Here is a 12,904-nt window from a genome sequence, read left to right on the forward strand (position 1 = left end):
GATGCAGCGCCCGGCGCGCCTTCACGCTGGCAGAGCTGGCTGACCGGGAATATTAGGCTGGCATTAGCGCGCACGAGATTTGCGTAATTTCACGGCGCGCAGCACCACAAACTTCGCATTACTCCCCACTATCTCGCAGTTGCCAAAAATCTTTTTCAGCTTACGGTGATAATCCAGGTGACGATTACCGACAATACGCAGCTCACCGCCGAATTTCAGGCAGCGTCTGGCATCCTGAAACATTTGCCATGCAATATGATCGGTCACGGCGCTTTGCTGATGGAACGGTGGGTTACACAGTACGGCATCATAAAATTCAGCGCTTTCGCCCGCCAGCGCATCGTTTATCTGAAAGCGGCAGCGCGCGATAGCTTCGGGAAGGTTCACCTCAACGTTCATTCGGCTCGATGTCACCGCCATTGCGGATTCATCCACAAAGGTGATATTGGCCTGTGGATTCTGCGCCAGCAGCATTAAGCCAATCACACCGTTGCCACAGCCTAAATCCACCAGCTCGCCGTCCATCTCTGCAGGCAAATGTTTCAGGAACAAACGCGCGCCGATATCCAGTCCGCTGCGGGAAAATACATTGGCGTGATTATGGATTTCCCACGGCGTGCCTTCCAGCGGCCAGATCAGCGTCGGCGCAGTTTCAGCGAGCGGCGGCGCGTCGAATGTACAGTGAATCAGTCGCGATTTTTTCCATGCCAGCGTGGTTTGCGTCGGCCCGAGGATCTTTTCAAAAAGCGCCAGCGTTGAATTATGGATATCTCGGGTTTTCCCGCCGGCGATGATCCGCGTTTGCGGCGTCGCGACGCGGCGCAGAGCCTGAAGCTGCTGCTCTAACAGCGCTAACTGCTTCGGTATCTTAATCAGCACCAGGCCGGGAGCCGACGGCAAAGGCGCCAGCGTGTCCTGAAACACTACCCCAGATTCATCCAGCCCATTAAGCCGCAAATTGCGCCGCGTTGCCTGGTGAGCGATATATGAATCACCTATCGTAACAGGGTGAGCATCGGCCAGCGCGCAGGTTAATGCGCCGAAAGCGTCATTAAACACTAACACCGGCCCTTCCGGCTGCGACGCCTGCTGCAATATATACTCATCTGCCGCGTCCCACGCCTGCAGCGGCGATGCGTTATCGGTGGCAGGGAAACGCTGTAGCGTCAGTTCACGACCACCTAATTCAACCTGGCTCATTCACCCTCCGGAGTGCTAAAATCCGCGCGTTTTATCCCTTAATTACGCATAACAGTAAACCTTTTTTTCGGACTACTATGCCAACGCTGACTTATTTACAGGGTTATCCGGAATCGCTGCTGGCGCAGGTCAGAACGCTGATCGCTCAGGGGCGTCTCGATGCCTGGCTGTCCGCACGCTATCCAGACCGCCATCAAATCATCACCGATAGCGCACTGTGGAGCTACGCCCAGTCCCTGAAAAATCGCTATATGCGCAGCGCAGCGCCGGTGAGCAAGGTGGTTTACGATAATAAAATTCACGTGATGAAACACGCGCTGGGGCTACACACCAGCGTCTCGCGCATTCAGGGTGCGCGACTCAAGGCAAAAGCAGAAATTCGCGTCGCTACCGTCTTTAGGGACGCGCCTGAGCCATTTTTACGCATGATTGTGGTTCATGAACTGGCGCACCTGAAAGAAAAGGCGCACGACAAAGCGTTCTATCAACTTTGCTGTCATATGGCACCGGATTACCATCAGCTGGAATTCGATACGCGTCTGTGGCTGCAATCTCAGACACTGGCGACCGGGCGCGCATAATTTAACAAAACGCTTTTTCATCCTGTTCACATTTATTTTATGCTGTAGAAACAGTTCCGGTCGCTTAATGACCGACAGCCGTTTATCCACAACGCAGGAATTATGATGAAAATAGTGACGCTGGACGCTGATACCCTACCTCTTCCTCTCCCACAGCCCTACTTTTGCAGCGACTGGGTTTATCGCGGAGCCACTTCGCCGGATGAGGTCGTTTCCATGCTGCAGGGCGCGGAAGTTGCAATTACCAATAAAGTGAAACTTCGCGCCGAGACGCTGCGCCAGCTACCGTCACTGCGCTATATTTGCGTCGCCGCAACGGGGTATGACTGCGTGGATATTGATGTATGTCGCGAGCTGGGTATTGCCGTCAGTAATGTTCCCGGTTATTCCACCACGGGCGTGGCGGAAACCGTGATTGGCTACCTTTTTGCGCTGCGCCGCCATCTTCTGGAATATCATCACAAAGCCGTGACGGAATGGGTAAACGCACCGCACTTTTGTATTCACGGCAGTGCAATCCAGGATATCCATGGCTCCACGCTCGGGATTATCGGGAAAGGGGATATCGGCAGCGCGGTAGCCGTTCGCGCTCAGGCGCTGGGGATGAAAGTACTGTACGCCGAGCATAAGCATGCCACCGCCGTGCGCGCGGGCTATACGCCTTTTGATGATGTTCTCGCTCACAGCGATATTCTGACGCTGCACTGCCCGTTAACGGAGAGTACGCGTCATCTCATCGATGAAGCGTCGCTACAGAAAATGAAACCCGGCGCGCTGCTGATTAACACCGCGCGCGGTCCGCTGCTGGACGAACACGCCGTCGCGCAGGCGCTGCGCCAGCAGGCGCTTGGCGGCGTAGCGGTAGATGTTTTGAGTGAAGAACCGCCGCGCGCCGGCAGCCCGCTGCTGGACTCCACCCTGCCCAATCTGATAGTTACGCCTCACATCGGCTGGGCAAGCGCCCATAGCGTAAAAAATCTGATAGCCGGCCTGAGCGCCAACCTTGACGGCTGGCAACGCAGGGAAATTCTAAATCGGGTCGCCTGATTTTCAGACACGCCCGCAGGATACAAACGCCGTGCGGGCGTTACTGCCCATCTAGCAGAGGATTAATGCATGATTCGCTTTGCCGTCGTCGGCACTAACTGGATAACGCGGCAGTTTATTGACGCCGCCTGTGCGACCGGGAAATACCGCCTGACTGCGGTTTATTCCCGCACCCTTGAGCAGGCCCAGCAATTTGCCAGGGATTATCCCGTCGAGCACCTGTTCATCTCTCTCGAAGCGCTGGCGCAAAGCGACGCCTGTGACGCCGTGTATATCGCCAGCCCTAACGCAATGCATTTTTCACAAACGCGGCTTTTTTTACAGCATCGCAAACACGTTATCTGTGAAAAACCTCTTGCCTCTACGCTGGCTGAAGCGCAGGCCGCAATCAGTCTGGCCCGTCAGCAGCAGGTGGTGCTTTTCGAAGCGTTTAAAACCGCCTGTCTGCCCAACTTTATCGCACTGCGGGACGCACTGCCCGCCGTCGGTAAACTGCGTAAGGTAGTATTGAATTATTGTCAGTATTCCTCTCGCTACCCGGCTTATCTAAAAGGCGATAATCCTAATACTTTTAATCCCCGCTTTTCCAATGGCTCAATTATGGATATCGGCTTCTATTGCCTGGCGACGGCGGTGGCACTCTGGGGCGCACCGCGCGCGCTTAAAGCCTCAGCAACACTACTGGCGTCAGGAGTTGACGCTCACGGCAGCGTGATTATGGATTACGGCGATTTCGACGTCGTCATCCTGCACTCTAAAGTCAGTGATTCCCTGATCCCCAGTGAAATACAGGGCGAACAGGGTTCGCTGCTTATCGACAAAATCTCCCAATGTCAGGGGATACGTTTTGTTCCGCGCGGCGGTGAGGCACAGGATCTCAATCAGACGCAGGCGCCCAATACAATGTGTTATGAGGCGGAACATTTCGCGCATCTCGTGGCATCGCAGGCGGTTACGCATTCGGCGCTTGACGTTAGCTTAACCACCGCCCGGCTATTAGATGAGATTCGGCGCCAAACCGGCGTTATCTTTCCTGCGGATACCGCAGAGGTGGGAAATACGTAAAGCTGCGTAAGCGCATTGACCAACCCATCGCGCCCAACTATTTTGTGTAATGCAAAGGGGAGTAACTTTTCCGCCGGTGGATCGTCATGACGAAGCGACTCGCTTCCGGTTGCCGGGCGGCATTACACAGCACACAGCGTGCGCTGATGCCGTAAGTGAGACCTTGCCGGAAGGCGAGGTATGCCCTTAGCGCAGCAAAACGGCTGGCGTCTTCCGACACCGGCCGTTTTTGTTGATAAGGAGTGCGAGTATGAATAGTGTTGGAACCCCTTTGCTGTGGGGCGCGTTCGCCGCCGTTGTGGTAGTTATGTTAGCAATCGATCTGCTGCTTCAGGGGCGGCGTGGAGCCCACGCAATGACGATGAAGCAGGCCGCCGGCTGGTCGGTTTTATGGGTGGCGCTGTCTTTACTCTTTAGCGCCGCGCTCTGGTGGTATCTTGCTCAGACTCAGGGGCGGGCCGTCGCCAGTCCACAGGCGCTGGCGTTTTTAACCGGCTACCTGATTGAAAAAGCGCTCGCGGTAGATAACGTTTTCGTATGGTTGATGTTATTCAGCTATTTTTCCGTCCCCGCCGCGCTTCAGCGACGGGTGCTGGTTTACGGCGTGCTGGGCGCGATTATCCTGCGTACTGTGATGATCTTTGCCGGCAGTTGGCTCATTTCGCAATTTGAATGGCTGCTGTGGGTATTTGGCGCCTTTCTACTGTTTACCGGCGTTAAAATGGCGCTGGCGCGAGAAGATGATTCGGATATTGGCGATAAACCGCTGGTCCGCTGGATACGTCGCCACCTTCGCATGACGGAAACTATCGACGGCGAGAGATTTTTTGTCTACCGGAACGGGTTGCGCTACGCCACGCCGCTGCTGCTGGTACTCATTTTAGTGGAAATCAGCGACGTGATTTTCGCCGTCGATAGTATACCAGCGATTTTTGCCGTCACGACCGATCCCTTTATTGTACTGACCTCTAATCTGTTCGCAATTCTGGGGCTACGCGCCATGTATTTTCTGCTGGCCGGCGTGGCAGAACGCTTCAGCCTGTTAAAATACGGGTTAGCGGCAATTCTTGTCTTCATTGGTGTAAAAATGCTGATCGTGGAGTTTTATCATATTCCCGTCGCGATATCCCTGAGCGTGGTCGGCGCAATATTGGGCCTGACCCTGATAATAAACCTCTGGGTAAACAAGCGCCGCGCCGGTTAACGCTATTCCTGCACGGGCCAGCCAGGACGTGGCCCGTTCGATTAGCCACCAATGGCGCTACCGGGCGCCGTAGATAACGCAGCGCGCCCGCGCTTATAGTGTAACTCCGCTTTTAAACAGCGCCAGTTCACGAAAGTCATTGCGTTCATTACACGTCTTACGTCCGCTGGCGATTTCCGCAATATCCGTAATAAATTGCGCCAGCAGCGCCTCGATGGTTACTCCCTCCACCAGTACCCCGGCGTTAATATCTATCCAGTGCGGTTTTCGCGCCGCCAGCGCGCTGTTGGTGGCAATTTTTACCGTAGGAACAAACCCGCCATAAGGCGTTCCTCGTCCGGTGGTGAATAACACCATGTGACAGCCCGCTCCCGCCAGTGCGCTGGTCGCTACCGCATCGTTGCCCGGAGCGCTGAGTAAATTGACCCCGGGATGTGAAACGCGTTCACCATAGCGCAGAACATCAATAATGTATCCCCGCCCCGCTTTCTGAGTGCATCCCAGCGATTTTTCTTCCAGCGTAGTGATACCTCCGGCTTTATTTCCCGGCGAAGGGTTTTCATAGACAGGCTGGCCGTGCGCCAGGAAATACGCTTTAAATGACGCGATCATCGCCACGGTTTTATCAAAGGTTTGGATATCGCGGCACTGGCGCATGAGCAGCGTCTCCGCGCCGAACATTTCAGGGACTTCGGTGAGTACCGTTGTGCCTCCGTGCGCCGTAACATAATCGGAAAAACGTCCCAGTAAAGGGTTTGCCGTGATGCCTGACAGGCCGTCCGAGCCGCCGCACTCCAGGCCGAAGCGCAGTTCGCTGAGCTTACCCGGCTCCCGGCTATCGTGGCGCATGGCTGCGTAAAGTTGCTCTAGCAGCGCAACACCCGCCGCAACCTCATCGTCATACTGTTGACTCACCATAAAGCGCACGCGCGCCGGATCGTATGCGCCGAGAGTTTCGCGAAACGCTTCTATTTGGTTATTTTCGCAGCCCAACCCAACAACCAGCACGCCGCCGGCGTTCGGATGCCGCACCATGTTTTGCAGCATCGTGCGCGTGTTGTGATGGTCGTCCCCCAGTTGCGAACAGCCAAAGGGATGCGTAAATAGATACACGCCGTCTATGTCCGTCAGGTCCGGGTGCGCGGCTAAAAAACGCTGGCGGATTTGCTGGCAAATACCATTCACGCAGCCAACGCCGGGCAGGATCCAGAGTTCGTTGCGAATGCCGACGGCGCCCAATGCGCGCCGGTAAACCGCAATATCGCGATCTGGCAGCCGTAGCTGATAGGGTACCCTGGCCGGTTGGTAGCGATAAGTTTCGCTCTCCTGCAGATTAGTGGCTAAATTATGGCTGTGAACGTGGTTACCCGGGGCAATATCGCAGCGCGCATGCCCAATCGGCAGGCCATATTTCAGAACACTTTCTCCGGCTGGAATCGGGCATAACGCAAATTTATGCCCTTGTTCAATGTTCTGGCCCAGTCGAAAAGAGTGGATGCCCGCAGCGACGGGCATTCCTTCCGCCAGCGGCGCCAGCGCCACTGCAACGGTATCCTGCGGATGGATCTGAATCCAGGGTACCGACATTATGTTTCCTTCTATTTCAGCGTAATCCCGAAATAATCCCGCGCATTATTGAAACAAATGTTCTCAATCATCGGCCCCAGTAGCGACATATCCGCCGGTGCTTCACCGTTTTCAACCCAGCGCCCTACCATGCGGCATAACAGGCGGCGGAAATACTCATGGCGGGTGTAGGATAAAAAGCTGCGGCTATCCGTCAGCATACCCACGAAGCGGCTTAACAGGCCTAGCTGCGCCAACTGGGTCATTTGGCGCTCCATGCCTTCTTTTTGATCGTTAAACCACCAGCCGGAGCCAAATTGCATTTTTCCAGGCACACCTTCCTGCTGAAAATTGCCAATCATGGTTGCCAGTACTTCGTTATCGCCAGGATTCAGGCAATACAGAATAGTTTTGGGTAGATTCCCCGCGCGATCCTGTTCATCCAGTAAGCGGGAAAGCGCTGCGGCGATGGGACTATCATTAATGGAGTCACAGCCGATATCAGCCCCCAGACGGGTAAACAGCCGGTGATTATTGTTGCGCAGCGCACCGATATGGTATTGCTGCACCCAGCCGCGGCGAGCGTATTGGGCGCCCAGCCATACCAGCACGGCGGTTTTAAACTGCGCAATTTCACTCGGTTCCAGCACTTCTCCCGCCAGCCGGCGCGCCAGGATAGCATCAAGCTCCGCCTAACTGGCCTGCGCATACACCACGCTGTCCAGCCCATGGTCGGCAATCTTACAGCCGTGGGCGGCAAAATGGTCCAGACGACGTTCCAGCGCCGCCTGCAAATCGCTAAAGCGGCGAATATGCACGTCCGCCGTCCCCCCTAAGGATTCGATATACGCCGCAAACCCGGACTGCCCAATATTAAACGATTTATCAGGCCGCCAGCTCGGCAGCACCGTAACATCAAAGCTTTCATCAGCGGCAATACGCGCATGGTGGCTCAGAGAATCAATCGGATCGTCGGTCGTCCCCACCATTTTGACATTCATCTGCCGCATAATCCCTCGGGCTGAAAAATCGTCCTGCGCCAGTAATGCATTACACGTATTCCAAATTTCATCTGCGGTAGCGGGAGACAGTAGCGTGCCGACAACGCCAAACGGCCGGCGTAGCTCCAGATGCGTCCAGTGATACAGCGGGTTGCCGAGTGTATGCGGCACGGTCGCCGCCCAGGCGTTAAATTTCTCACGATCCCCGGCATCGCCGGTACATAGCCGCTCCGGAACGCCATTGGAGCGCATTGCCCGCCATTTATAGTGATCGCCTTTCAGCCATATGTCATACAGGTTAGTGAAGCGATAGTTATCGGCTATCTGCTGCGGGGGTAAGTGGCAGTGGTAGTCAAAGATAGGCTGTGCTTCAGCGTGCTCGTGATACAGACGCTGCGCATATTCAGTATCTAATAAAAAATCTTCCGTCATAAAACGATTCATCAGACATCATCCTGTTGGGGATTAATCAATGACAACGTGGTCAGATGAATAAAAGTTATCACACCAATTATGACTACTGATGAGAAATTTTGCGCCAGCGCTCACAAAACATAGACAAAGATTATCCTCCCTCAATGCCTAAAAAACAAAAAATCCATATATATCAAAACTATATGCATAACTAGCGCATAGCTCACTATACAACCACTTTTGTGATACTCCGCACCCTTTAAAGTTGTATGACAAGTTATCGTGTCGCCGTCGTTATCCGTTTACCCCCAATACGTTGCCATGACCGGCATCATATTCATTGTTAAGCAGTATTCGGGCAGCGCCTGACACTGCATGACGCGTCACTTATTCCGGTCTGTTCCTGTTGCATTGCATCACCGAATAGAGGTTTTGATATGCGAAAAATAAAAGGTCTACGATGGTACATGATAGCGCTGGTTACCCTGGGTACAGTACTTGGCTACCTCACGCGTAATACCGTCGCCGTCGCTGCACCGACGCTTCAAGAACAACTACACATCACGACACAGCAGTACTCTTATATTATCGCTGCTTATTCGGCGGCCTATACCATCATGCAGCCTGTCGCCGGTTATGTGCTGGATGTATTAGGTACCAAGCTGGGCTATGCGCTATTTGCCGTGCTATGGGCCGGTTTTTGCGGTGCTACCGCACTGGCAGGGAGCTGGGGAGGGCTGGCTATTGCGCGCGGCGCGGTAGGCGCCGCCGAGGCCGCCATGATCCCGGCAGGCCTGAAGGCCAGCTCGGAATGGTTTCCGGCAAAAGAGCGTTCCATCGCCGTCGGCTATTTTAATGTCGGATCCTCTATTGGCGCCATGATAGCCCCACCGCTGGTAGTTTGGGCTATCGTTTGGCATAGCTGGGAAATGGCGTTTGTTATTACCGGCGTATTAAGCTTTATTTGGGCCATGCTTTGGCTCTGGCTGTATAAACATCCTAAAGATCAAAAACACCTGACGCCGGAAGAGCGCGGCTATATTCTTTCCGGCCAGGAAGCGCATCATCAAACCAATAATAAAGAAAAAATGACCGCCGGGCAGATTCTGCGCAACCGCCAGTTCTGGGGGATTGCCCTGCCGCGCTTTCTCGCCGAACCCGCCTGGGGAACGTTCAATGCCTGGATCCCGCTATTCATGTTTAAAGCTTACGGCTTTAATTTGAAAGAAATCGCGATGTTCGCATGGATGCCGATGCTATTTGCGGATTTAGGCTGCGTCGTCGGTGGTTATCTGCCGCCGCTATTCCAGCGCCTGTTCGGCGTTAATCTCATCGTTTCACGCAAGCTCGTGGTGACACTCGGCGCGGTATTAATGATAGGCCCTGGCACCATCGGATTATTTAGCAGCCCTTATACCGCAATTGCGCTACTTTGTGTCGGCGGCTTTGCTCATCAGGCGCTGTCCGGCGCACTCATTACGCTTTCTTCAGACGTATTCGGCCGCAATGAGGTGGCGACGGCCAACGGATTAACCGGCATGGCTGCATGGACCGCCAGCACGCTATTCGCACTTATAGTCGGCGCGCTGGCAGACACGCTGGGCTTTAGCCCGCTATTTGCCGCACTTGCCGTGTTTGATCTTCTCGGTGCCGTGGTTATCTGGACGCTGCTAAAAAGTCAGCCAGCCAGCGAGATAGATGATAAACACCCTGCAAATGCCGTAACGCAATTATAATCTTTCACGGCCGCTTCAGGCGGCCGCACGGCGCCGCGCTCTGTAGTGCCTTTCGGTGAAAAGTGGTATAACAGGTAACGCTGTTCTTACTGTTTATTCTGGAGCCAATATGGAAACAACCGGGCCTCGCCGCCTGTATCAGCAACTTGCCACTGAACTAAAGCAGCGTATTGAGACTGGCACATATCAGGTCGGCGACAAACTTCCTGCGGAGCGATTTATCGCTGAAGAGCGTAATGTCAGCCGCACCGTAGTGCGCGAGGCCATTATTATGCTGGAAGTAGAAGGCTACGTGGAAGTACGTAAAGGCTCTGGTATTCACGTGATTGCTAATCAGGCACGAAACGGCAGCCAGCCGGACGAGCGGCTTGAATTTGCAAATTTCGGCCCTTTCGAATTGCTTCAGGCGCGCCAGCTTATTGAAAGCAATATTGCCGAGTTTGCCGCTACGCAGGTTACCAAGCCAGATATTATTAAGCTGATGGAGATTCAGGAAAAAGCCCGCAGTGAAAAGTGTTTTCGGGATTCAGAGTGGGATTTGCAATTTCACGTACAGGTCGCGCTGGCGACTCAGAATAGCGCCCTGGCCGCTATCGTAGAAAAAATGTGGACTCAGCGCGCGCATAATCCGTATTGGCAGAAGCTCCATGAACATATTGACCGCCACGCCGCCGATCACTGGTGCGCCGATCACGACGAGATTTTAAAGGCGCTGATCCGTAAAGATCCGCACGGCGCGAAGCTTGCCATGTGGCAGCATTTAGAAAATACCCGGCAAATGCTTTTTAATGAAACCAGCGATGATTTTGAATTTAATGCCGATCGCTATCTGTTTAATGACAATCCTGTCGTTCATCTCACGGCGCTGGCACCGCCCAATAAGTAGCGCAATGTCACGGCGAGGTTGGCGGAAAATCCTGAATAATGTCAGCGTTTGTAAAAGCCCTCGCCACATTGCTTCCCGCTAAGCAAAATCAATCCTCAACAAATGCGAAATATTGTGACGCAGGGCGAGCGCCTTTGTTACAATTAGACGCAAATATTGCCGATTAATACCGGATGACAAAGAGGCCTTTCGGCATATCTTATCTCGACGTCCTCCGCCCCAGGTAGCAGTCTGGCAACGTCATGCCCTTATTGCTTGCTGCGTCCCGCAGAGATTTATCAGAAGTGCCCAGGAAAAAATGAATGGAACTATTGACGCAATTACTCAGCGCTCTGTGGAGTCAGGATTTCGAAACCCTTGCCAATCCCGGCATGATTGGCATGCTTTACTGCGTTCTATTTATTATTTTGTTCCTTGAGAATGGTCTGCTGCCCGCCGCATTTCTTCCCGGTGACAGCCTGCTGGTGCTGGTTGGCGTTTTAATCGCTAAAGGCGCGCTCGGTTTTCCGCAAACCATCGTACTGCTTACCACCGCGGCCAGTCTGGGCTGCTGGCTCAGTTATATTCAGGGACGGTGGCTTGGCAATACGCGCATCGTTCAAAAATGGCTCTCTCATTTACCCACCCACTACCACCAGCGTGCACACCATTTATTTCATAAACACGGGCTTTCCGCACTGCTGGTGGGGCGTTTTATCGCCTTTGTCCGAACGCTTCTGCCGACAATGGCCGGGCTTTCTGGCCTGAACAGTACCCGTTTTCAAATCTTTAACTGGATTAGTGGGTTACTGTGGATTGTCATCCTCACATCACTGGGCTATATGCTGGGGAAAACGCCGGTATTTCTTAAATATGAAGATGAGCTAATGGCGGGTCTGATGATTTTACCGGTAGCGCTTCTGGTATTCGGCTTTATTGGTTCACTGGTGGTGCTGTGGAAGAAAAAACGCGCCCATCATCAGGAATAAGGTAATTACATGCGGAGTCATACTCATTACCTGCGATTTATTTTGTTAGCGACTCTGCTAACCGTAACGGTGTTTTTGGCCTGGTCAACAACCCCCCGGCCGGAAGCCACTCTGGAAATACGCGCACAGCAGGCAGGTATCAGCACGCCAGACGGTTTCTCCGTGTGGCACCATCTTGATGCAAATGGCATCGCGTTTAAAAGTATTACTCCTGTCGATAATGGTCTGGTCATTACCTTTGACTCCAGCGCGCAAAGTATGGCGGCCAGAAAAGTGCTTAATCGCACGCTGCCGCGCGGCTATATCATTGCGCAAACGGAAAAAAACAGTATCGCCCATTCTCTCATGGCGCGTTTCCGCTCGCCCCAGCACGATCTCGGCTAACCCACCCACCCAGCCTATCCCCATCGCCTTTTGTTTTTTTAAGAATCTGGCTATGCTTAAGCTGCGTCGGCAGCATTACCGTCGCCCTGCTTTGACAGGATCTTACGGCATCTTTTGCACTGATACACAATGGAAGGCCTCCTATTATGAAATGTCGTATCGCACTCGCCTTAACGCTCATCTCGCTTACCGGCGTGGCAGCACAGGCTGCAACTTCTCCCTGCCAGGATAAGGCACAGAGTATCCAGCGTGAAATCGACTACGCTAAACAACATAACAACTCACACCGCATTTCCGGGCTACAAACGGCACTAAAAGAAGTGCAGGATCACTGTGATAACAGCACAGTGCTCGCCGATCACCAGAAAAAATTGGCCCATCAGCGTGAGAAAATTGCCGAACGTAAAGACGAACTGGCGGAAGCCCATCGCAAAGGCGATACTAAAAAAATCGCGAAGCGCGAGCAAAAACTTGCTGAAGCGGAAAGTGAACTCAAAGCGCTAGAAGCACAGGATTATTAACACAAGGACCATTACCAACAGGAGAGGAATATGTCTAAAGATAATGAATATTTACGCGCCGAGCTTCAGACCCTTGCCGATACTCTGGAAGAAGTGCTGAACACTTCCGGTGAAAAATCCAAGGAGGAGATGGATAAACTGCGCAACAAAGCCGAGCGCGCGCTGAAAGAGAGCCGCCGCCGTCTGGGCGAAACCGGGGAAGCTATCGCCCGCCATACGCGCGAAGCGGCATCCCGCGCTGACGACTATGTGCGCGAAAAACCGTGGACAGGCGTAGGCATTGGCGCTGCTGTCGGCGTTGTCCTCGGCGTATTGCTGGCGCGCCGTTAAT

General features: G+C 53.6%; 12 protein-coding genes and 1 pseudogene. 10 read left to right on the forward strand and 3 right to left on the reverse strand.

Annotated elements, in window-relative coordinates; translation table 11 throughout:
- Nucleotides 1–63: 63 nt before the first annotated feature.
- Nucleotides 64–1,200 carry a 23S rRNA (guanine(1835)-N(2))-methyltransferase RlmG gene (gene rlmG, locus SFA31_RS01040; RefSeq protein WP_322836324.1) on the reverse strand — a complete coding sequence of 379 codons (1,137 nt, stop codon included), beginning with the start codon at nt 1,198–1,200 and terminating at the stop codon, nt 64–66.
- Between the two features lie 77 nt (nt 1,201–1,277).
- On the opposite strand from rlmG, the gene SFA31_RS01045 reads away from it, so the two are divergent.
- From SFA31_RS01045 to SFA31_RS01060, 4 genes are all read left to right on the forward strand, one after another.
- The gene (locus tag SFA31_RS01045; protein WP_322836325.1) at nt 1,278–1,781 is read left to right on the forward strand and encodes a M48 family metallopeptidase; all 504 of its coding nucleotides are present in this window, start codon (nt 1,278–1,280) and stop codon (nt 1,779–1,781) included.
- Between the two features lie 105 nt (nt 1,782–1,886).
- Nucleotides 1,887–2,828: a D-2-hydroxyacid dehydrogenase gene (locus SFA31_RS01050; protein ID WP_322839267.1), complete on the forward strand. Its 942-nt coding sequence runs from the start codon at nt 1,887–1,889 to the stop codon at nt 2,826–2,828.
- A gap of 69 nt (nt 2,829–2,897) precedes the next feature.
- Complete coding sequence (locus SFA31_RS01055) at nt 2,898–3,893, forward strand: Gfo/Idh/MocA family oxidoreductase (RefSeq protein ID WP_322836326.1); 996 nt, start codon at nt 2,898–2,900, stop codon at nt 3,891–3,893.
- A 250-nt stretch (nt 3,894–4,143) separates the two neighbouring features.
- The gene (locus tag SFA31_RS01060) at nt 4,144–5,097 is read left to right on the forward strand and encodes a TerC family protein (RefSeq protein WP_322836327.1); all 954 of its coding nucleotides are present in this window, start codon (nt 4,144–4,146) and stop codon (nt 5,095–5,097) included.
- A gap of 93 nt (nt 5,098–5,190) precedes the next feature.
- Here SFA31_RS01060 and SFA31_RS01065 read toward each other — a convergent pair whose 3' ends face one another.
- Both SFA31_RS01065 and uxaC read right to left on the reverse strand, forming a co-directional pair.
- Nucleotides 5,191–6,684 carry an altronate dehydratase family protein gene (locus SFA31_RS01065; RefSeq protein ID WP_322836328.1) on the reverse strand — a complete coding sequence of 498 codons (1,494 nt, stop codon included), beginning with the start codon at nt 6,682–6,684 and terminating at the stop codon, nt 5,191–5,193.
- 11 nt (nt 6,685–6,695) lie between these two features.
- Nucleotides 6,696–8,108: pseudogene (uxaC, locus tag SFA31_RS01070) on the reverse strand (glucuronate isomerase).
- A gap of 407 nt (nt 8,109–8,515) precedes the next feature.
- Between uxaC and SFA31_RS01075 the strand changes: the two are divergent.
- The 6 genes from SFA31_RS01075 to SFA31_RS01100 all read left to right on the forward strand — a co-directional run bounded on the left by SFA31_RS01075 (nt 8,516) and on the right by SFA31_RS01100 (nt 12,903).
- Entirely contained in the window at nt 8,516–9,814 is a 1,299-nt protein-coding gene (locus SFA31_RS01075) for an MFS transporter (protein ID WP_322836329.1), read from the forward strand.
- A gap of 109 nt (nt 9,815–9,923) precedes the next feature.
- Entirely contained in the window at nt 9,924–10,700 is a 777-nt protein-coding gene (gene exuR / locus SFA31_RS01080) for a transcriptional regulator ExuR (protein ID WP_322836330.1), read from the forward strand.
- A 302-nt stretch (nt 10,701–11,002) separates the two neighbouring features.
- On the forward strand, nt 11,003–11,668 hold the full coding sequence (gene yqjA, locus SFA31_RS01085; RefSeq protein ID WP_322836331.1) for a DedA family general envelope maintenance protein YqjA: 666 nt from the start codon (nt 11,003–11,005) through the stop codon (nt 11,666–11,668).
- A 9-nt stretch (nt 11,669–11,677) separates the two neighbouring features.
- Nucleotides 11,678–12,052 (forward strand): EnvZ/OmpR regulon moderator MzrA, encoded by a 375-nt coding sequence (gene mzrA, locus SFA31_RS01090; protein WP_322836332.1) that lies wholly within the window; start codon nt 11,678–11,680, stop codon nt 12,050–12,052.
- Nucleotides 12,053–12,198: 146 nt separating this feature from the next.
- Complete coding sequence (locus tag SFA31_RS01095) at nt 12,199–12,573, forward strand: DUF1090 domain-containing protein (RefSeq protein WP_322836333.1); 375 nt, start codon at nt 12,199–12,201, stop codon at nt 12,571–12,573.
- Between the two features lie 30 nt (nt 12,574–12,603).
- A complete protein-coding gene (locus SFA31_RS01100) occupies nt 12,604–12,903 on the forward strand; it encodes a YqjD family protein (RefSeq protein ID WP_322836334.1) in 300 nt (99 codons plus the stop codon).
- Nucleotide 12,904 lies beyond the last annotated feature (1 nt).

This window comes from Erwinia sp. HR93 (genome assembly GCF_034555055.1).
GTDB lineage: Bacteria > Pseudomonadota > Gammaproteobacteria > Enterobacterales > Enterobacteriaceae > Apirhabdus > Apirhabdus apintestini.